Annotated in this window: 18 protein-coding genes; 14 read left to right on the top strand and 4 right to left on the bottom strand. The window is 72.0% G+C overall.

Translation table 11 applies throughout. The features are described from left to right. Window positions 1-89: 89 nt before the first annotated feature. From hrcA to D9V36_RS29750, 6 genes are all read left to right on the top strand, one after another. Complete coding sequence (gene hrcA / locus D9V36_RS29725; RefSeq protein WP_129296459.1) at window positions 90-1,106, top strand: heat-inducible transcriptional repressor HrcA; 1,017 nt, start codon at window positions 90-92, stop codon at window positions 1,104-1,106. Further along, window positions 1,107-2,243: a molecular chaperone DnaJ gene (gene dnaJ / locus D9V36_RS29730; protein ID WP_088797607.1), complete on the top strand. Its 1,137-nt coding sequence runs from the start codon at window positions 1,107-1,109 to the stop codon at window positions 2,241-2,243. Window positions 2,244-2,339: 96 nt separating this feature from the next. Next, window positions 2,340-3,428, top strand: a complete 1,089-nt coding sequence (locus D9V36_RS29735) for a nitronate monooxygenase (RefSeq protein WP_129296460.1) — start codon at window positions 2,340-2,342, stop codon at window positions 3,426-3,428. Continuing rightward, window positions 3,425-4,168, top strand: coding sequence for a 16S rRNA (uracil(1498)-N(3))-methyltransferase (locus D9V36_RS29740; protein WP_129296461.1), 744 nt, complete (start codon window positions 3,425-3,427; stop codon window positions 4,166-4,168). The genes D9V36_RS29735 and D9V36_RS29740 overlap by 4 nt, the downstream gene beginning before the upstream one ends. A 196-nt stretch (window positions 4,169-4,364) precedes the next feature. After that, the gene (locus D9V36_RS29745) at window positions 4,365-4,724 is read left to right on the top strand and encodes a histidine triad nucleotide-binding protein (RefSeq protein ID WP_129296462.1); all 360 of its coding nucleotides are present in this window, start codon (window positions 4,365-4,367) and stop codon (window positions 4,722-4,724) included. Between the two features lie 6 nt (window positions 4,725-4,730). Then, window positions 4,731-5,636, top strand: a complete 906-nt coding sequence (locus D9V36_RS29750; protein ID WP_129296463.1) for a ribonuclease Z — start codon at window positions 4,731-4,733, stop codon at window positions 5,634-5,636. Between the two features lie 126 nt (window positions 5,637-5,762). On the opposite strand, the gene D9V36_RS29755 is transcribed toward D9V36_RS29750, so the two are convergent. Then, on the bottom strand, window positions 5,763-6,587 hold the full coding sequence (locus D9V36_RS29755; RefSeq protein ID WP_129296464.1) for an HAD family acid phosphatase: 825 nt from the start codon (window positions 6,585-6,587) through the stop codon (window positions 5,763-5,765). A 219-nt stretch (window positions 6,588-6,806) separates the two neighbouring features. Here D9V36_RS29755 and D9V36_RS29760 point away from each other — a divergent pair, with 219 nt between their 5' ends. Continuing rightward, the gene (locus tag D9V36_RS29760) at window positions 6,807-7,892 is read left to right on the top strand and encodes an S-(hydroxymethyl)mycothiol dehydrogenase (RefSeq protein WP_129296465.1); all 1,086 of its coding nucleotides are present in this window, start codon (window positions 6,807-6,809) and stop codon (window positions 7,890-7,892) included. Continuing rightward, window positions 7,892-8,521: an MBL fold metallo-hydrolase gene (locus tag D9V36_RS29765; protein WP_129296466.1), complete on the top strand. Its 630-nt coding sequence runs from the start codon at window positions 7,892-7,894 to the stop codon at window positions 8,519-8,521. Before D9V36_RS29760 ends, D9V36_RS29765 begins: the two co-directional genes overlap by 1 nt. Window positions 8,522-8,722: 201 nt before the next feature. Here the strand turns inward: D9V36_RS29765 and D9V36_RS29770 are convergent, their stop codons facing one another. Then, window positions 8,723-10,063, bottom strand: coding sequence for a 6-phospho-beta-glucosidase (locus tag D9V36_RS29770; protein ID WP_129296467.1), 1,341 nt, complete (start codon window positions 10,061-10,063; stop codon window positions 8,723-8,725). Between the two features lie 66 nt (window positions 10,064-10,129). Here D9V36_RS29770 and D9V36_RS29775 point away from each other — a divergent pair, with 66 nt between their 5' ends. From D9V36_RS29775 to D9V36_RS29800, 6 genes are all read left to right on the top strand, one after another. Beyond that, window positions 10,130-11,284: a carbohydrate kinase family protein gene (locus D9V36_RS29775; RefSeq protein WP_129296468.1), complete on the top strand. Its 1,155-nt coding sequence runs from the start codon at window positions 10,130-10,132 to the stop codon at window positions 11,282-11,284. A 242-nt stretch (window positions 11,285-11,526) separates the two neighbouring features. After that, window positions 11,527-12,531 (top strand): PhoH family protein, encoded by a 1,005-nt coding sequence (locus D9V36_RS29780; protein ID WP_129296469.1) that lies wholly within the window; start codon window positions 11,527-11,529, stop codon window positions 12,529-12,531. A 66-nt stretch (window positions 12,532-12,597) separates the two neighbouring features. After that, window positions 12,598-13,095, top strand: coding sequence for an rRNA maturation RNase YbeY (gene ybeY, locus D9V36_RS29785; protein WP_088797596.1), 498 nt, complete (start codon window positions 12,598-12,600; stop codon window positions 13,093-13,095). A 12-nt stretch (window positions 13,096-13,107) separates the two neighbouring features. Beyond that, the gene (locus D9V36_RS29790; protein WP_129296470.1) at window positions 13,108-14,451 is read left to right on the top strand and encodes a hemolysin family protein; all 1,344 of its coding nucleotides are present in this window, start codon (window positions 13,108-13,110) and stop codon (window positions 14,449-14,451) included. 353 nt (window positions 14,452-14,804) lie between these two features. Next, window positions 14,805-15,170 carry a cytidine deaminase gene (locus D9V36_RS29795; protein WP_129296471.1) on the top strand — a complete coding sequence of 122 codons (366 nt, stop codon included), beginning with the start codon at window positions 14,805-14,807 and terminating at the stop codon, window positions 15,168-15,170. Between the two features lie 202 nt (window positions 15,171-15,372). Beyond that, window positions 15,373-16,371 carry a GTPase Era gene (locus D9V36_RS29800; RefSeq protein WP_431357707.1) on the top strand — a complete coding sequence of 333 codons (999 nt, stop codon included), beginning with the start codon at window positions 15,373-15,375 and terminating at the stop codon, window positions 16,369-16,371. Between the two features lie 246 nt (window positions 16,372-16,617). On the opposite strand, the gene D9V36_RS29805 is transcribed toward D9V36_RS29800, so the two are convergent. Further along, entirely contained in the window at window positions 16,618-17,940 is a 1,323-nt protein-coding gene (locus D9V36_RS29805) for an MFS transporter (protein ID WP_129296473.1), read from the bottom strand. Continuing rightward, window positions 17,937-19,400, bottom strand: coding sequence for a glycoside hydrolase family 1 protein (locus tag D9V36_RS29810; RefSeq protein ID WP_129296474.1), 1,464 nt, complete (start codon window positions 19,398-19,400; stop codon window positions 17,937-17,939). Before D9V36_RS29810 ends, D9V36_RS29805 begins: the two co-directional genes overlap by 4 nt. Between the last annotated feature and the right edge of the window lie 24 nt (window positions 19,401-19,424).

A 19,424-nucleotide genomic window follows, 5' to 3' on the forward strand; every position in this document is an offset into this window, starting at 1 on the left:
GGCCGTACACTGGCTCAAGGTCTGGCACTCGGCCCGTGTGAGTGCCAGGGAAAACGAAGCGGCGGACGGCCGGACTGGAGGTGCGCGGGATGCTCAGTGAACGCAGGCTGGAGGTGCTGCGCGCCATCGTCCAGGACTACGTCGGGACGGAGGAGCCGGTCGGCTCCAAGGCGCTCACCGAACGCCACCGGCTCGGGGTCTCCCCGGCCACCGTCCGCAACGACATGGCGGCCCTGGAGGACGAGGGGTTCATCGCCCAGCCGCACACCAGCGCCGGGCGGATCCCGACCGACAAGGGCTACCGCCTGTTCGTCGACAAGCTGGCCGGCGTCAAGCCGCTGTCCAGCCCGGAACGGCGGGCGATCCAGAATTTCCTGGACGGCGCCGTCGACCTCGACGACGTGGTGGGCCGCACGGTCCGGCTGCTGGCGCAGCTGACCCGGCAGGTCGCCGTCGTGCAGTACCCGTCCCTGACCCGGTCCACGGTCCGGCACGTCGAGCTGCTGGCCCTGGCCCCGGCCCGGCTGATGCTCGTACTGATCACGGACACCGGCCGGGTCGAGCAGCGGCTCATCGACTGCCAGGCGCCGTTCGGCGAAGCCTCCCTGGCGGATCTGCGGGCCCGGCTCAACAGCAGGGTCGTCGGCCGCCGGTTCGCGGATGTGCCGCAGTTGGTGCAGGATCTCCCGGAGTCCTTCGAGCAGGACGACCGCGGTACGGTCTCGACAGTGCTGTCGGTGTTGCTGGAAACTCTGGTGGAAGAGACCGAAGAGCGGCTGATGATCGGCGGCACCGCCAATCTCACGCGCTTCGGGCACGATTTCCCCCTGACCATCCGGCCGGTGCTGGAGGCCCTTGAGGAGCATGTGGTGATGCTCAAGCTGCTCGGGGAGGCCAAGGACTCGGGCATGACCGTACGCATCGGGCATGAGAATGCCCATGAAGGCCTGGCGTCCACATCGGTCGTCACGGTCGGCTACGGTTCGGGCGACGAGGCAGTCGCCAAACTCGGCGTGGTCGGACCGACCCGCATGGACTACCCCGGAACGATGGGAGCGGTACGCGCAGTGGCACGTTACGTCGGACAAATCCTCGCGGAGTCGTAAGTGGCCACGGATTACTACTCGGTCCTCGGCATCGGCCGCGACGCCTCGCAGGACCAGATCAAGAAGGCCTTCCGCCGGCTGGCGCGCGAGCTGCACCCGGACGTGAACCCGGATCCGAAGACCCAGGAGCGGTTCAAGGAGATCAACGCCGCTTACGAGGTGCTGTCGGACCCGCAGAAGAAGCAGGTCTACGACCTCGGCGGGGACCCCCTCTCGCAGGCCGGCGGCGGCCAGGGCGCGGGCGGTTTCGGTGCCGGCTTCGGCAACTTCTCCGACATCATGGACGCCTTCTTCGGCACCGCGTCGCAGCGCGGACCGCGCTCGCGCACCCGCCGTGGCCAGGACGCCATGATCCGGCTCGACATCGAGCTGAACGAAGCAGCCTTCGGCACCACCAAGGACATCCAGGTCGACACCGCCGTCGTCTGTACGACCTGCAGCGGTGAGGGCGCGGCCCCCGGCACCTCGGCGCAGACCTGCGACATGTGCCGCGGCCGCGGTGAGGTCTCCCAGGTCACCCGGTCCTTCCTCGGCCAGGTCATGACGTCCAGGCCGTGCCCGCAGTGCCAGGGCTTCGGCACGGTCGTGCCGACACCGTGCCACGAGTGCGCCGGCGACGGCCGGATCCGCTCGCGCCGCACACTCACCGTCAAGATCCCGGCCGGTGTCGACAACGGCACCCGCATCCAGCTCGCGGGCGAGGGCGAGGTCGGTCCCGGCGGCGGCCCCGCCGGTGATCTCTACGTGGAGATCCACGAGGTCGCGCACCCGGTCTTCCAGCGCCGTGGCGACGACCTGCACTGTACGGTCACCATCCCGATGACGGCGGCGGCGCTGGGCACGAAGTGCCCGCTGGAGACGCTGGACGGGGTGGAGGAGATCGACGTCCGACCCGGTACCCAGTCCGGGCAGTCGATCCCGCTGCACCAGCGCGGTGTGACCCACCTGCGCGGCGGCGGCCGGGGCGACCTCATCGTCCACGTCGAGGTGATGACGCCGTCCAAGCTCGACGCCGACCAGGAGGACCTGCTGCGGCGGCTGGCCAAGCTGCGCGGGGAGGAGCGGCCCACGGGGCAGTTCCAGCCGGGGCAGCAGGGTCTCTTCTCGCGTCTGAAGGATGCGTTCAACGGGCGATAGCCCCAGGTGAGCCGGGGGTCGCAGCCGTTTCGGCCGGCGGCACGGCGGCCTCCGCCCCGGTTCGGACCGGCGCGGTGGGCGTGACACGATGTGCTCATGCCCACCGCACTGACCGATCTCTGCCGCCATCCGATCGTGCAGGCCCCGATGGCGGGAGGCGGCTCCGGACCCGAGCTGGCCGCCGCCGTCTGCGGCGCCGGCGGTCTCGGCTTCCTCGCCGCCGGCTACAAGACCGCCGACGGCATGTACCAGGAGATCAAACAGCTGCGGTCGCTGACCGACCGGCCCTTCGGCGTCAACCTCTTCATGCCGCAGCCCTCGCTGGCCGACGGCTCCGTCGTGGAGGTCTACCGCGAACAACTCGCGGGCGAGGCCACCTGGTACGAGACCGAGCTCGGTGACACCGACGGGCCCATCGACGACGGCTACGAGGCCAAGCTCGCGATCCTGCGGGACGACCCGGTGCCGGTGGTGTCCTTCACCTTCGGCTGCCCCTCGCGCGCCGTCCTCGACTCGTTCGCCGCGGTCGGCACGTACACGGTCGTCACGGTCACCACCGCCGCCGAGGCGCAGGCCGCCCAGTGGTCGGGTGCCGACGCGGTGTGTGTGCAGGGCGTGGAGGCCGGCGGCCACCAGGGCACTCACCGGGACGATCCGCATGCGGACGGGACCGGCTCCGGGCTGGGGCTGCTGGCGCTGCTCGGCCAGGTCAGGGAGGCCGTGCAGATCCCGGTGATCGCCGCGGGCGGGCTGATGCGCGGGGCGCAGATCGCGGCGGTGCTGGCCGCCGGGGCGAGCATGGCGCAGCTGGGCACCGCCTTCCTCGCCACCCCCGAATCGGGTGCCAACCCGCTGCACAAGCAGGCGCTGACCAACCCGCTGTTCACACACACGGAGCTGACCCGGGCGTTCTCCGGGCGGCCCGCCCGCGGGCTGGTCAACCGCTTCCTGCGTGAGCACGGCCCGTACGCCCCGGCCGCCTACCCCGCCGTCCACTACCTCACCTCCACGGTGCGCAAGGCCGCGGCCAAGGCGGGCGACGCGCAGGGCATGAACCTGTGGGCGGGGCAGGGGCACCGGCTGGCGCGGGAGCTGCCCGCCGCGCGGCTCGTGGACGTACTGGCGGTCGAACTGGACGCGGCGCGCGCCGCGTTGAGCCGCCCGCGCTCCGGCGGTGCCGCATGACCGCTCCGGTGTTCCTCGTCGATTCGCTCGCGGACGTACGGGCCGGCGGCACGCTGACCCTGGACGGTCCCGAGGGCCGGCACGCGGTGTCGGTGCGCCGGCTGCGGGCCGGTGAGGAGGTCGTCCTGACGGACGGCCACGGCACCGGCGCGCACGGCACGGTCGCCGCCGTCGAGGGCAAGGACCGGCTCACCGTCGCGGTCGCCGAACTGCGCACCGAGGCGTTGCCGGAGCCCACCATCACCGTCGTCCAGGCGCTCCCCAAGGGCGACCGCGGCGAGCTGGCCGTCGAGACGATGACCGAGACCGGTGTGGACGCCATCGTGCCCTGGGCGGCGGCGCGTTGCGTCACCCAGTGGAAGGGCGAGCGGGCCGCCAAATCGCTGGGCAAATGGCGCGCCACGGCCCGTGAGGCGGGCAAGCAGTCACGTCGGCTGACCTTCCCCGAGGTCGCGGACCCGCTGACGACCAAGCAGGTGGCCACCCTGCTCGCCGACGCCGACTTCGCCGCCGTCCTCCACGAGGAGGGCAGCTCCCCGCTCGCCACCGCCGAACTCCCCGCCGAGGGCCGGATCGTGCTCGTCGTCGGGCCGGAGGGCGGCGTCTCCCCGGAGGAACTGACCCTCTTCGCCGAGGCGGGCGCCGGGCCCTACCGCCTGGGGACGACCGTGCTGCGCACCTCCACGGCGGGCACCGCGGCCACGGCGCTGCTGCTGGGGCGCACGGGGCGCTGGAGCTAGGGGGTGTCTCCCCGATCGGCAGGCGCGACCCCCGGGCCGGGCCCTTCAGGGGGACGGGCGCTCCCGTGCGGTGTGCGGCCCGGCAGGCGGGGACCGCGCGGCGTGGGGTGGGGTGGGCACCCGGGTACGGCCCGCCCGGTAGCATCCGAGGCCGTGCGCACCGTGCGCAGGACGGATGACCCGGGAGGAGCCACCGGTGGCGGGAGAACCGCAGGCCGACTGCCTGTTCTGCAAGATCGTGGCGAAGGAGGTTCCGGCGACGATCGTCCGGGAGACCGACACCACCGTCGCGTTCCGCGACATCAACCCCCAGGCGCCCACCCACGTCCTGGTGATCCCCAAGGTGCACTACCCGGACGCGGCGAGCCTGGCCGCCGCCAAACCGCAGATCATCGCCGACATACTGGCCGAGTCCCGCGAGGTCGCCGCCGAGGACAAGGTCGAGGACCGGGGCTACCGGGTCGTCTTCAACACCGGCGCCGGAGCGGGCCAGACCGTCTTCCACGCCCACCTGCACGTGCTCGGCGGCCGCGGCCTGCAGTGGCCCCCCGGATAACGCACCGTGTCCGTACGTGAATTGGTGGTCCTCGGGACCGCGAGCCAGGTCCCCACGCGGCACCGTAACCACAACGGCTATCTGCTGCGCTGGGACGGCCAGGGGCTGCTCTTCGACCCCGGCGAGGGAACGCAGCGGCAGATGCTGCGCGCCGGGGTCGCCGCCCACGACCTCCACCGGATCTGCGTCACGCACTTCCACGGCGACCACTCGCTCGGCCTGGCCGGGGTGATCCAGCGGATCAATCTCGACCGGGTGCCGCACCCGGTCACCGCCCACTACCCGGCGAGCGGCGAGCACTTCTTCGACCGGCTGCGCTATGCCACCGCGTACCGGGAGACGGTCCGGCTGGTCCAGCGGCCGGTGGCCGTGGACGGTGAGCTGGAGCGCTCGGCGGCGTACGTCCTGGAGGCGCGCAAGCTCTCGCACCCGGTCGAGTCGTACGGCTACCGGCTCATCGAACCGGACGCGCGCCGGATGCTGCCGGAGCGGCTGGCGGCGCACGGCATCGCCGGACCGGACGTCGGGCGCCTGCGGCGGCTCGGCGAGCTGAACGGCGTCACCCTCGACGAGGTGAGCGAGCGGCGCCCCGGCCAGCGCTTCGCGTTCGTCATGGACACCCGGCTGTGCGACGGCGTCCATGCGCTCGCCGAGGGGGCGGACATGCTGGTGATCGAGTCGACGTTCCTCGACGAGGACGTCCAGCTGGCCACCGACCACGGGCACCTGACCGCCGGGCAGGCGGCGCGGGTCGCGGCGTCGGCGGGGGTGCGGCACCTCGTGCTGACGCACTTCTCGCAGCGTTACGACGACCCCGCCGAGTTCGAGCGGCAGGCCCGCGCGGCGGGCTTCACGGGCGAGCTGACCATCGCCAAGGACCTGATGCGGGTGCCGGTGCCCAAGCGGCGCTGAACGCCCGGCGGAGGTCCGTCCGCCGGGCGTGCGCCGTGCCGCGGGGGAGCGTGCGCCGCGCCCCGCCGGGCGCACCCCGTGTTTCCACGGGCGTGCCCCGCGCCCCCGCCGGGCGTGCGCCCCTGCCTACGGCAGGAAGTACATCGGGTTCGGCAGCTTGAACGTCCGGTCCCCGGCGCCGCCGTTCAGATCGCTGTACTGGTCACCGAAGTTGGCGACGACGTGGTAGCCCAGGGACTCGATGTGCTTGCGGGTGCCCGACTTGTACTCGACGGTCGTGCAGGTGGCGCCGCAGGGCAGGTAGGCCGGCGGGTGCTCCTTGTTCTTCAGGTAGACGTGCCCGGCGTCCAGCGGCACGTCGTAGCCGACCTTCTTGAGGTTGCGCACGCTCCAGTCGCGCTGCGCCTCCTTGCGGCCGGTCAGGAAGAACACCTCGGCGCCCTTGGCGTGCGCCCAGTTGACGAGCCGGTTCATGCCGAAGACCGGGGCCATGTCGTGGTGGGCCAGGTACGTGTCCTGGCTCTCCTCGGTGTAGTGGAAGCCGACCTGCAGCTCGTAGTTGTAGGTGAGCAGAGTGGTGTCGTCCATGTCGAGGACGATGGCGGGCTTGGGCTGCTTGCCCTGCTTGCCCGTCCGGCCGTGCTGCGCAAGGGCCTTGGACAGGTAGCCGCGGGCCTCGGCCTCGATGCCGCGGACCTGGCGGGCGTAGTTGCTGTGCGGGGAGGCGTGGTGCTCGCCGTCCGCCGTCACCGTGTCGCCGTAGTACGCCTTGATCTTGTCCTGCACCTGCGTGAGGTTGGGGATCTCCTTGTCGGTGCGCGGCACGGAGTGCTCGGCGGTGGCCTGGCCTATGCCGAAGACCGCGGTGCCGGTGACGAGTGCGGCGACCGTCGCGGCGCCGAGCCGGGCTCTCCGGGTGAGGGCGGGGCGGAAACGGGCGGGGCGGGGCATGCGCGGCTCCTTGGGAGACATCAGTGGACTTCGTAGGTCTAACAGAGCCTCAAGTCGGTCTCTACGCGCGAAGATTCAACCCTTGGCAAAGGCTCATGGGAGATCACGGACCCGGCCGTGGTCCTGTGCCCGGTGGCCCGGCACGCGTACGGTGAGGCACGGATCGGTGGCGGTGCGCCACAGTGGTCCCGTACGTGATCTTTGAAAGGGGCTGTCCCGATGGCACAGGAAGTGCGCGGCGTGATTGCGCCGGGGAAGAACGAACCGGTCCGACTGGAGACCATCCTGGTGCCGGATCCGGGCCCCGGCGAGGCCGTGGTGAAGATCCGGACGTGCGGGGTGTGCCACACCGATCTGCACTACAAGCAGGGCGGCATCAACGACGACTTCCCGTTCCTGCTCGGGCACGAGGCCGCCGGCGTGGTGGAGTCGGTCGGCGCCGGGGTCACCGATGTGGCGCCGGGGGACTTCGTCGTCCTGAACTGGCGGGCGGTGTGCGGCCAGTGCCGCGCCTGTCTGCGGGGCCGCCCCCAGTACTGCTTCGACACCCACAACGCCCGTCAGAAGATGACGCTGAAGGACGGCACCGAGCTGACCCCGGCGCTGGGCATCGGCGCCTTCGCCGACAAGACGCTGGTCGCCGCCGGACAGTGCACCAAGGTCGACCCCCGGGTGGCGCCCGAGGCGGCCGGGCTGCTGGGCTGCGGGGTGATGGCGGGCATCGGCGCCGCGATCAACACCGGTGGCGTCGGGCGGGGCGACTCGGTCGCGGTCATCGGCTGCGGCGGCGTCGGCAATGCGGCCGTGGTGGGCGCGCGGCTGGCCGGTGCGGTCACGGTCATCGCCGTGGACATCGACGACCGGAAGCTGGAGACCGCGCGCTCCATGGGCGCCACCCACACGGTCAACTCCCGTACCACCGACCCCGTCGAGGCGATCCGCGAACTGACCGGCGGCTTCGGCGCGGATGTCGTGATCGACGCGGTCGGCCGCCCCGAGACCTACCGGCAGGCGTTCTACGCCCGCGATCTGGCCGGGACCGTCGTCCTGGTCGGCGTCCCCACCCCGGAGATGACCCTGGAACTTCCCCTCCTGGACGTCTTCGGCCGCGGCGGCGCGCTCAAGTCCTCCTGGTACGGCGACTGTCTGCCCTCCCGCGACTTCCCGATGCTGGTCGATCTGCATCTGCAGGGCCGGATCGACCTGGGGGCGTTCGTCACCGAGACCATCGGTATCGAGGACGTGGAGCAGGCCTTCGCGCGGATGGAGTCGGGCGATGTCCTGCGTTCGGTGGTGACGCTCTGATGGCGGCCCGTATCGACCACCTGGTCACCTCCGGAACCTTCTCGCTCGACGGCGGCACCTGGGACGTCGACAACAACGTATGGATCGTCGGCGACGACGACGAGGCGATCGTCATCGACGCCTCCCATGACGCCGACGCCATCCTCGAAGCCCTCGGCGGCCGGACGCTGCGGGCGATCGTCTGCACCCACGGGCACGACGACCACATCGACGCGGCCCCGGCGCTGGCCTCCCGTACCGGTGCCCGGATCCATCTGCACCCCGCCGACCTGCCGTTGTGGAAGATGACCCACGCGGACACCGCGCCGGACGCGGAGCTGGCGGACGGCCAGGTGCTGACCATCGCCGGTACGGACCTGACCGTGCTGCACACCCCGGGCCACGCGCCCGGCGCGGTCTGCCTCTACGCCCCCGACCTGGGCACCGTCTTCACGGGCGACACCCTTTTCCAGGGCGGCCCCGGCGCCACCGGCCGGTCCTTCTCGGACTTCCCGACGATCGTGGCGTCGATCAGGGACCGGCTGCTGACCCTGCCGCCCACGACCCAGGTCCGTACCGGACACGGCGACCCGACGACGATCGGGGCGGAGGCCCCGCACCTGGACGAGTGGATCAAGCGGGGGCACTGAGGGGGCGCGGGGGCACTGGGGCCGGGCGGGGGCGCAGGGGCCATTAGGCGGGGCCATTAAGGGGAGGGGCGGCGGCATCCCGTAAGGGTTGCGGACGCCCCTTGCGGGCCACAACGCGGCGCGGGCGGAGGGTATTCCGGCGGAGCGCGGAGAGCGTTCCGCTCCGGGCCTCCGCCCCCTCACGCCTCCCTGGCCGCCTCCTCACGCCTCCCTGGCCGCCCGTTCCAGGATCCGGGCGGCCACCGCGGGGGAGTCCACCAGCGGATGCAGTGCCAGCGCCCGCAGCGCGGCGTCCCTGTCCTTGTAGACAGCCGCCTCCACCGTCGCCCGCTCCACCGCCTTGACCTGCAACATCAGCCCCAACTGGTCCTCGGGCAGCGGCGCGCACGGCAGCGGCCTGGCACCCTGCGCCGTCACCTCGCACACCGTCTCCACGATCGCGTCCGGCGCCAGCTGCGGCACCGTCGTCCCGTTGCGGACGTTGAGGATCAGCCGGGTCCCGCTGTCGCCCAGGATGGCGTGCATCAACGCCAGCGCCACCCGGTCGTAGCCACCGCCCTCCAGGTCGTGGCTGTCGCGCTGCCAGCCGCCACTGGCCTCCCTGCTGTGCGCCATATACGTCTCCTCGCGCTCCAGCCGGGTGCGCTCCCACAGCTCGTACGCCCCCTCCGGGCCACCGGCCGACCCGGCCCGCTCGAAGAAGCCGCCCTGCTGCCGGTCGAGGAATTCACCGCGGGTCTGGGCGGTGTCCCGTACGGAGCCGAGGGTTTCGCGGCGGAAGTAGTAGTAGTGCAGATACTCGTTGGGCAGCGCGCCCAGGGTCCGCAGCCAGTCGGCGCCGAAGAGCCGGCCCTCCTCGAAGGAGCCCAGCGCGGCGTCGTCGGCGAGCAGCCCCGGCAGCAGCTCGGTGCCGTCCAGCGTCAACGACCGCAGCCAGCCGAGGTGGTTGAGCCCCACGTAGTCGTAGCCGACCCGGCCGGTGACGTCGAAGGCCGCCGGGTCCACACCGGCCGCCCGTGCCGCCCGGCGCACCAGCCCCACCGGCGAATCGCAGATCCCGATGACACGGTCGCCCAGCACCTGGGACATCGCCTCGGTGACCGTGCCCGCCGGGTTGGTGAAGTTGATGACCCACGCCGCCGGGGCGAGGGCCGCGATCCGCTCGGCGATGTGCAGGGCCACCGGGACCGTCCGCAGGCCGTAGAGGACCCCGCCGGCGCCGACCGTCTCCTGGCCGAGCACCCCCTCGGACAGCGGGATCCGCTCGTCGCGGATCCGCCCCGCCGTGCCGCCCACCCGGATCGCCGAGAAGACGAAGCCGGCCCCGGCCAGCGCGTCGTCCAGCCGGTTCTCGACCCGTACGGGCACCGGCGCCGGATGCCCCCGCGCCAGCCGCGCCAGCACCTCGGCGATCACCGCCACCCGGCGCGTATCGGTGTCGTGCAGCACCACCTCGGAGACGGCGTGCGCCGGGTCGTCCAGCAGCGCGCGGTAGACCAGCGGCACCCGGAAGCCGCCCCCGCCCAGAATCGTCAGCCTCATGGGGCGGAACGTACCGCAGCATCAGGCACACTGGCGGCACGTGCCGATACGAGAGGAGCGAGCACGGTGAGCAGCCGACGCGATGACCATTTGCCCGCGGGACCGGCCGCAGTGCCACCGGCCCTCGATCCGCTCGCCGCGGTGCGCGCCGACGGCGATCCGTACACCGACGTCTATCTCACCGGCACCGTCTTCCTGGACATCATCTTCACCGGCCTGGACAGCGCCCCCGTCCGCGGCACCGAATCGTGGGCCCGCGGCATGGGCTCCAGCCCCGGCGGCGTCGCCAACATGGCCACCGCACTGGCCCGGCTCGGCCTGCGCACCTCCCTGGCCGCCGCGTTCGGCGACGACCACTACGGCGAGTACTGCTGGGAAGCGCTCGAACAGGGCGAGGGCATCGACCTGGCGCTGTCCCGCACCGTCCCCGGCTGGCACTCCCCGGTGACCGTCTCCATGGCGTACGAGGGCGAGCGCACGATGGTCTCGCACGGTCACGAGGCGCCGCCGCCCGACTTCGCCTTCGACGGCAAGCACGCCCCGGGCTGCCCGCCGCCGTCCCGCGCCTGCGTCGCCTCGCTGGTGCCGGGCCGCCGGGAGGGCTGGCTGGGCTGCGCGGCCGGCCGCGGCAGCCGCATCTTCGCGGACGTGGGCTGGGACGACACCGGCCGCTGGGACCCGGCCGACCTCGCCGACCTCGAACACTGCGAGGCGTTCCTGCCCAACGCGGAGGAGGCGATGCGCTACACCCGCACCAACTGCCCGCGCGACGCCGCCCACAAGCTCGCCGACCTGGTGCCGCTGGCGGTGGTCACGCTGGGTGCCGAGGGCGCCTACGCGGTGGACGGGCGGACCGGTGAGAGCGCCGAGGTGCCCGCCATCTCGGTGGAGGCGCTGGACCCCACGGGCGCCGGCGATGTCTTCGTCGCCGGCTTCGTCACCGGCACCCTCGCCGACTGGCCGCTCGCCGACCGGCTCTCCTTCGCGGGGCTGAGCGCCGCGCTGTCCGTCCAGGAGTTCGGCGGCTCGCTGTCCGCACCGGGGTGGGCCGAGATCGCCGGCTGGTGGCAGCAGGTGCGCGCTTACGAGGCGGGTGCGCCGGGCGCGCCGGGCGCGCTGCGCCGCCAGTACACCTTCCTCGACGAGGTGCTGCCCGCGGCCTACCGGCCCGCCCCGCTGGCCCGCGCCGTCCCCACGATCGGCTTCCGCCGCCCGGCCTGAGCGGCCCCCGTGCCGGACGCCGGACTCCCACCGGCCGCCCAGCAGCGGAGAGGCCGCCCCGGCAGAGCAGGCGCAGCCTCCCCCGGCAGCCTCCCGGCCACCCCCTCCCCGGCAGGAAAAGGCCTCGGGCTTGTCAGTGCCCCGTCGTACTCTTGTATCCCAAGGAGTCGAGTGCAGGTCATTGCAGGCAGGCACCTCTTACGAGCAAAGGATGGGGGTTGAGCAGGCCACCGAGCCGCCCCATGACGCAGACACCAACGCAACCGCAGGCGCGCGCCCAGTTCACCGTCCCGGCCAAACACCCGATGGTCACGGTCCTGGGATCCGGAGACTCCCTTCTGCGCGTGATCGAAAAAGCCTTCCCGGCGACCGACATCCATGTCCGGGGCAACGAAGTCAGCGCTGTCGGCGACGCCGCCGAGGTCGCCCTCGTCCAGCGCCTCTTCGACGAGATGATGCTGGTGCTCCGCACCGGACAACCGATGACGGAGGACGCAGTGGAACGCTCCATCGCCATGCTGCGCGCGGCGGAGGACGGCGAGGGAGCGGTGAGCGAGACACCCGCCGAGGTGCTCACCCAGAACATCCTGTCCAACCGCGGCCGCACGATCCGGCCCAAGACCCTCAACCAGAAGCGCTATGTCGACGCCATCGACGAGCACACCGTGGTCTTCGGCATCGGCCCGGCCGGCACCGGCAAGACCTACCTCGCGATGGCGAAGGCCGTACAGGCGCTGCAGGCCAAGCAGGTCAACCGCATCATCCTGACCCGCCCCGCGGTCGAGGCCGGCGAACGCCTCGGCTTCCTGCCCGGCACCCTCTACGAGAAGATCGACCCCTATCTGCGCCCGCTCTACGACGCGCTGCACGACATGCTCGACCCCGACTCCATCCCGCGCCTGATGGCCGCGGGCACGATCGAGGTCGCTCCGCTGGCATATATGCGCGGCCGGACGCTCAATGACGCGTTCATCATCCTCGACGAGGCGCAGAACACGAACCCTGAGCAGATGAAGATGTTCCTCACCCGCCTCGGCTTCGACTCGAAGATCGTCATCACCGGCGATGTCACCCAGGTCGACCTCCCCGGCGGCACCAAGAGCGGTCTGCGCCAGGTCCGGGACATCCTGGACGGCGTCGACGATGTGCATTTCTCCCTGCTCACCAGTAAGGACGTGGTCCGCCACAAGCTGGTCGGCCGTATCGTCGACGCCTACGAGAAGTACGACAGCCGCAACGGCAAGTGAGTGCGGGCCGGCCGGGACCACCGGCCGGCCCGTGCCCGGCACACAGAAGTGAGAACCAACTCCCCCATGTCCATCGACGTCAACAACGAGTCCGGCACGGCCGTCGACGAGCAGGCCATCCTGGATGTCGCCCGCTACGCCGTCGCCCGGATGCGTATCCACCCGCTCTCCGAGCTGTCCGTGATCGTCGTGGACGCCGAGGCCATGGAACAGCTCCATCTCCAGTGGATGGACCTGCCGGGCCCGACCGATGTGATGTCCTTCCCGATGGACGAGCTGCGTCCGCCGGCGAAGGACGACGAGGAGCCCCCGCAGGGGCTGCTCGGCGACATCGTGCTGTGCCCCGAGGTCGCCAAGAAGCAGGGCGAGGAGGCCCCGACCGGGCACAGCATGGACGAAGAGCTCCAGCTGCTCACCGTCCACGGCGTGCTCCACCTCCTCGGCTACGACCACGAAGAGCCGGACGAGAAGGCCGAGATGTTCGGCCTGCAGGCGGCGATCATCGACGGCTGGCGGACCGAGCAGGGCCTGACCGGCCCCTCGCCGGCCCCCACCGTGACCTGACGGGACGCCGTGATGACCACCCAGCTGATCGCGGTCGCGGTCCTGCTCGTCGTGATCGCCTGGCTCGCCGCCTGCGCGGAGGCCGGTCTGGCCCGGACGACCAGCTTCCGGGCCGAGGAAGCCGTCCGCTCAGGGCGACGCGGCAGCGCCAAGCTCGCCGCGGTCGCCGCCGACCCCACCCGCTACCTCAATGTCGCCCTGCTGGTGCGGGTCGGCTGCGAGATGGCCGCCGGTGTCCTGGTCACCTACGCCTGCCTGCGCTCCTTCGACAAGACGTGGCAGGCGCTGACCGTCGCCATCGCCGTGATGGTGCTGGTCTCCTATGTCGCCGTCGGCGTCTCGCCGCGGACCATCGGCCGCCAGCATCCGCTGAACACCGCGACCGCCGCCGCCTATGTGCTGCTGCCGCTGGCCCGCATCATGGGCCCCGTCCCGCAGCTGCTGATCCTCCTCGGCAACGCCCTCACCCCGGGCAAGGGCTTCCGCAAGGGCCCGTTCGCCTCCGAGGCCGAGCTGCGCTCGCTGGTCGACCTCGCGGAGAAGGAGTCGCTGATCGAGGACGAGGAGCGCCGGATGGTGCACTCCGTCTTCCAGCTCGGTGACACCCTCGTCCGTGAGGTGATGGTGCCGCGCACGGACCTGGTCGCCGTCGAGCGCTTCAAGACCATCCGCCAGGCGCTCACCCTGGCCCTGCGGTCCGGTTTCTCACGCATCCCGGTGACCGGCGAGAACGAGGACGATGTCGTCGGCGTGGTCTACCTCAAGGACCTCGCTCGCAAGGTCCACATCAGCCGCGACGCCGAGAACGAGCTGGTCTCCACCGCCATGCGCCCCGCCGTCTTCGTCCCCGACACCAAGAATGCCGGTGATCTGCTGCGCGAAATGCAGCAGGACCGCAATCATGTCGCGGTGGTCATCGACGAATACGGCGGCACCGCCGGCATTGTCACCATCGAGGACATCCTGGAAGAGATCGTCGGCGAGATCACCGACGAATACGACCGGGAACTGCCGCCCGTCGAAGATCTCGGCGACGGCCGCTATCGCGTCACCGCCCGGCTGGACATCGGCGACCTCGGCGAGCTGTACGGGCTGGCCGAGCTGGACGACGAGGACGTCGAAACGGTCGGCGGACTGCTCGCCAAGCTCCTCGGCCGGGTGCCCATCGCCGGCGCCACCGCCGAGGTCGACCTCTCCGAGGACGCGTCCGACCCGGGCCTGAAGGCGCTCCGGCTGACCGCGGAGTCCCCTGGCGGCCGCCGCAACAAGATCATCACGGTGGTCTGCGAGCCGGTGCGCAGCGAGAGTGCGAGCGCGTCCGAGGAGCCCTGGGCGGGCGGCCGCTCGGCCGGCTGAACGGATAAGGAATTCACCGCGTAATTCTTTGTGGTGGCGGGAATGACCTTCGCCACCGAACTCCACAAGGTTACTTATCTCCAGTGCACCGGAAATGTTCTTGAAATCATTTCCGGTGGGGCTGGATTATGCCGTGTGCCGCATGGAAAGATCTTCTGGCGGTCGCCGGTAGGGCGGCCGCCGTGCGTGAGAGAAATCGTCACAGAGATCTTCCCGCGCAGGCTGCCCCGGAGCGGGGGACCGGGGCAGCCACCCTTCTCGTCCGCCGCGGCGCCGCGCACACCTCGTCCGCGGCGCCGGACCGGCCGCCCCCTTTCCCGCCGCCGTCCGCGGCCCCGCATATGCTCGCCCGTATGAGCGAAGCCGCACCGCTGGACCCGGAAGACCGCAAGATCATCACGCTTGCCCGCTCCGCGCGGGCCCGTAACGGCGTGCCCGAGGGCGCCGCCGTCCGCGACGAGACCGGCCGCACCTATGTCGCCGGCACCGTCGCCCTGGACTCGCTGCAGCTCAGCGCGCTGCAGACGGCCGTGGCGATGGCCGTCGCCAGCGGGGCCACGTCCCTGGAGGCCGCGGCCGTGGTCACCGACGCCGAGCGCGCCGCCGACGCGGACCGCGCGGCCGTACGGGACCTCGGCGGGCCCGCGACGCCCGTCCTGGTCGCCGGCCCGGACGGCGCCCTGCGCAGCACCGTGCCGGCGGGCGACGCAACGGCCTGAGCGCGGGGGCCGTACGGACGGACGGCCGGACGGTGCACGGGTGTCGTACGGACGGCGTGCGGACGGTCCACGGGTGTCATACGCACGGCGTGCGGACGGCGTGCGGGGGTGGCCCACCGGCTGCGGCTCACCGGCCGCAGCGGGCCACCGCGTACCGGCCGCCGCGGCCGTTTGGTCGGAGTCGCGCCCGGCATCGGGGAGAATGGGCGCCATGAGCGTTCGTACAGAGTCCTCCGCCGCGCACCGCGCCGGCTTCGCCTGCTTCGTCGGCCGCCCCAACGCGGGCAAGTCCACCCTCACGAACGCTCTCGTCGGCACGAAGGTGGCCATCACCTCCAACCGCCCGCAGACCACCCGCCACACGGTCCGCGGCATCGTGCACCGCCCCGAGGCGCAGCTGGTCCTGGTCGACACCCCCGGTCTGCACAAGCCGCGCACGCTGCTCGGCGAGCGGCTGAACGACGTCGTGCGGACCACCTGGTCCGAGGTGGACGTGATCGGCTTCTGCCTGCCCGCCGACCAGAAGATCGGCCCCGGCGACCGCTATATCGCGGCGGAGCTGGCCGGCATCAAGAAGACCCCCAAGGTCGCCATCGTCACCAAGACCGACCTCGTCGACTCCAAGACGCTGGCCGCCCAGCTGATCGCCATCGACCAGCTCGGCAAGGAACTGGGCATCGAGTGGGCCGAGATCATCCCGGTCTCGGCGGTCGCATTGGAAGAGGCGGGGCGCAGCCCCTCGGACAAGGGCGGTGACGGGCGAGGGGCCGGCCAGGTGGCGCTCCTCGCGGACCTGCTCGTGCCGATGCTCCCGGAGAGCCCGCCGCTCTACCCCGAGGGTGATCTCACCGACGAGCCCGAGCAGGTCATGGTCGCCGAGCTGATCCGCGAGGCCGCGCTGGAGGGCGTCCGCGACGAACTGCCGCACTCCATCGCGGTGGTCGTCGAGGAGATGCTGCCGCGCGAGGACCGCCCCGCCGACAAGCCCCTCCTCGACATCCACGCGAATGTCTACATCGAGCGCCCCAGCCAGAAGGGGATCATCATCGGCCCCAAGGGCAAGCGCCTGAAGGAGGTCGGCATGAAGTCCCGCAAGCACATCGAGGCGCTGCTCGGCACGCCGGTCTTCCTGGATCTGCACGTCAAGGTCGCCAAGGACTGGCAGCGCGACCCGAAGCAGCTGCGCAAACTGGGCTTCTGAGCCCGGCCGGCCAGGGTGTAGCCGAGACGGGGTCCGGGTCCGAGACCGGGTCCGGGTCCGGGTCCACGAGGGTGTCGTCGGACCTGCCGACCGGCGTTTTTCTGTGTGGTCCCGCCGCTGCCTTCCACGCCATAGGCGCGCGGGCGCGCCGTCCCCTGCCGAGTGCCGGTGAACACGCACCCCGGGATGCCGCGCAGTCTCCCTTCGACGCCGGGTCCGCAGGCCCTTTCCGCGGGGCGCCGGCCTCTAGGCCACGCCCCGTATCCGCCGTACCAGCAGCGCCCCCACCAGCCCGACCGCCGCCGCGACCGCGTACAACATCCGGTAGCCGCCGAGGTGATGGACGATCGGCGCGGCCAGCGCGGGGGCGGCCACCTGTGGCAGTGCGTTGGCGATATTGATGACGCCCATGTCCTTGCCGCGGTGCGCGGCGGCCGGCAGCACCTGTGTCATCAGTGCGAAGTCGACGGAGGTGAAGACGCCGAACCCCACCCCGAGCAGTGCTGCGGCGCACAGCGCGCCCGGCCAGGTCTGCCACCCGGCCAGCAGCCCGGTCGCCACCGTCATGATCACCCCGGACCACAGCACGAACGGCTGCCGCCGCCTGACCCGGTCCGACCAGAAGCCGCCGACGACGACCGTGCCCAGCAGGGTCACGCCGTTGACCGCGGTCAGTATCAGCACCCCGCCGCCAGGGTCGGGGTGGTGCAGCACATCGCGCAGGTAATACAGCAGGTACAGCAGGGCCAGTGCGTTGCCCAGGTTGATCAGGAAGCGGGTCAGCCAGGCCCACCCCAGATCGGGATGGCGGCGCGGACTGATCCAGAACCCGGCGGCCAGCGCCCGCAGGTTCAGCGCCGGGCGCCGCCCGGCCGGCAGCACCGGGTCCCGGTGCCACAGCACATAGGGCAGGGTGCCCAGCACCACGAAACCGGCACAGGCCAGATAGCCCGCGGACACTCCTCCCGTGGCCACCCCTCCCGCTGTCACGCCCTCCGCGACCGCGCCTCCGGCGTCCGCCCCTCCCGCCGCCACGCCCCCTGCCACCGTCGCCAGGCCCGTCCCGGCCACCACGCCCAGGATCTGCGCGGCACCCAGCCAGCCGCCCACCGCCCCGCGCTGCCGCCGCGGGACCCGGTCGGGCACCGCCGCGGTGATCGCCGCGAAGGCCGCATTGAGGGTGAGCTGCACCAGACACCACCCCAGCACCATCACCGCCACCGAGCGCGCCCCGGCCAGCAGGGCGAGCGCGCCGGCGCCGCCCGCGACCCCCGCGGCGATCCACGGCGTACGCCGCCCGAACCGCGAGGCCGTACGGTCCGACAGCGCCCCGAACAGCGGGTTGGCCACCATCGAGACGACGGCCCCCGCCCCCGTCACCCACGCCAGCACCGATTCCTTCGGCGTCCCCGGCGGCGCGAGCTCGGCGGCCTGCAGTGCCAGCAGGATCTGCAGCGGCCCGTACCACCCGACCCAGATCGCCCCGTTGGCCAGCGACAGCGCGGCGGTCCACGCCCGCCCGGCCCGCTGCGACGGCTCCGCAAGCGCCTCGGGAGCCGGGCCGCTCATCCCCGGGCCTGCTCCCGCAGCACGCCTTGCAGCCAGCGGTACGAGGCCTTGGGCGTCCGCTCCAGCGTCGCGTAGTCCACGTGCACCAGCCCGAACCGCCGGGCGTACCCCTCCGCCCACTCGAAGTTGTCCATCAGTGACCACACGAAGTAGCCCCGCACGTCCACCCCGGCCGCCATCGCGGCATGCAGCGCTCGCAGATGCCCGTCCAGGAACGCGATCCGCTCCCGGTCCTCGGTCCCCTCGTACGAGCACCCGTTCTCGGTGATCACTACGGGCGGCAGCCGGTCCCCGTACCGCTCCCGGAACGACACCAGCAGCTCGGTCAGCGCCTCCGGTACCACCGGCCAGCCGAAGTCGGTGCGCGGATACCCCTCGATCTCCCGGGGAGCGAAGGGCAGTTCGGGCGGCAGCCGGATCCCGCCGAAGTCGGTCCCCGCGGCGTCTTCCGCCCCCGTAGCCTCAGCTGCCTCCGCGGCCTCCTCCGTCCTCGCGGCTCCCTCCGTCCCCATGGCTCCTTCCGCCCCCGCGGCTGCCTCCGTCCCCGGGGCGCCCACCAGCGTCGGCTGGTAGTAGTTGATCCCGTACCAGTCCACCGGCTCCGCGATGACCTTCAGGTCCTCCGCGACCGGCCCCGGCAACAGCGCCGCCAGCTCCTCGTCCGGGTACCGCCCCAGGAGCACCGGCTCCGCGAACAGCCGGTTGAGCAGCAGGTCGTAGAGGCCGGCCGCCGCGGTGTCCGCCTCCGACGCGCTCGCCGTCCAGGTCGGCCCGTGGGAATTGGCGATCCCGATGCTCCGCGCCCCGCGGGCCCGCAGCGCCTGTACGGCCAGCCCGTGGCCCAGCAGTTGATGGTGCGCGGCCGGCAGCGCGTCGAACAGCAGCTGCCGCCCCGGCGCATGCTGTCCCAGCCCGTACCCCAGCAAGGTCACCTCGGCCGGCTCGTTGAGCGTGATCCACCGCTCCACCCGGTCCCCGAGCCGCGTCGCCACCGCGTCCGCATACGCCGCGAAGCGCTCGGCGGTCTCCCGCCGGAGCCAGCCGCCGCGCTCTTCGAGGGCCTGCGGGGTGTCCCAGTGGAAGAGCGTCGGCACCGGTGCGACGCCCGCCGCCAGCAACGCGTCCACCAGCCGGTCGTAGAAGTCCAGCCCCGCGCCGTTGACCGCCCCGTCCCCGTCCGGCACCACCCGTGGCCAGGCCACCGAGAACCGGTACGCCCCGACCCCGAGCTCCCGGAGCAGCCCCACGTCCTCGCGGTACCGGTGGTAGTGGTCGGTCGCCACCCGGGCGTCCGACCCGTCCTTGATCCGCCCGGCCCGCGCCGCGAAGACATCCCAGACGGAGCGCCCGCGCCCGTCTTCCTCCACCGCCCCCTCGATCTGCGCGGCGGATGTGGACACCCCCCACACGAAGTCACGGGGGAAGCGGGGCAGCGGGGCGGGCACCGGTTCGGTCGTCATGCGCCGGATCTTTGTAACCGGCGG

The sequence above is a fragment of the Streptomyces lydicus genome (assembly GCF_004125265.1).
GTDB classification, from domain to species: domain Bacteria; phylum Actinomycetota; class Actinomycetes; order Streptomycetales; family Streptomycetaceae; genus Streptomyces; species Streptomyces lydicus_C.

Coding starts and splice junctions, on each gene's coding strand:
- hrcA (WP_129296459.1), top strand. CDS start 90: ATGCTCAGTGAACGCAGGCTGGAGGTGCTGCGCGCCATCGTCCAGGAC.
- D9V36_RS29735 (WP_129296460.1), top strand. CDS start 2,340: ATGCCCACCGCACTGACCGATCTCTGCCGCCATCCGATCGTGCAGGCC.
- D9V36_RS29740 (WP_129296461.1), top strand. CDS start 3,425: ATGACCGCTCCGGTGTTCCTCGTCGATTCGCTCGCGGACGTACGGGCC.
- D9V36_RS29755 (WP_129296464.1), bottom strand. CDS start 6,587: ATGCCCCGCCCCGCCCGTTTCCGCCCCGCCCTCACCCGGAGAGCCCGG.
- D9V36_RS29760 (WP_129296465.1), top strand. CDS start 6,807: ATGGCACAGGAAGTGCGCGGCGTGATTGCGCCGGGGAAGAACGAACCG.
- D9V36_RS29765 (WP_129296466.1), top strand. CDS start 7,892: ATGGCGGCCCGTATCGACCACCTGGTCACCTCCGGAACCTTCTCGCTC.
- D9V36_RS29770 (WP_129296467.1), bottom strand. CDS start 10,063: ATGAGGCTGACGATTCTGGGCGGGGGCGGCTTCCGGGTGCCGCTGGTC.
- D9V36_RS29780 (WP_129296469.1), top strand. CDS start 11,527: ATGACGCAGACACCAACGCAACCGCAGGCGCGCGCCCAGTTCACCGTC.
- ybeY (WP_088797596.1), top strand. CDS start 12,598: ATGTCCATCGACGTCAACAACGAGTCCGGCACGGCCGTCGACGAGCAG.
- D9V36_RS29790 (WP_129296470.1), top strand. CDS start 13,108: ATGACCACCCAGCTGATCGCGGTCGCGGTCCTGCTCGTCGTGATCGCC.
- D9V36_RS29795 (WP_129296471.1), top strand. CDS start 14,805: ATGAGCGAAGCCGCACCGCTGGACCCGGAAGACCGCAAGATCATCACG.
- D9V36_RS29800 (WP_431357707.1), top strand. CDS start 15,373: ATGGGCGCCATGAGCGTTCGTACAGAGTCCTCCGCCGCGCACCGCGCC.
- D9V36_RS29805 (WP_129296473.1), bottom strand. CDS start 17,940: ATGAGCGGCCCGGCTCCCGAGGCGCTTGCGGAGCCGTCGCAGCGGGCC.
- D9V36_RS29810 (WP_129296474.1), bottom strand. CDS start 19,400: ATGACGACCGAACCGGTGCCCGCCCCGCTGCCCCGCTTCCCCCGTGAC.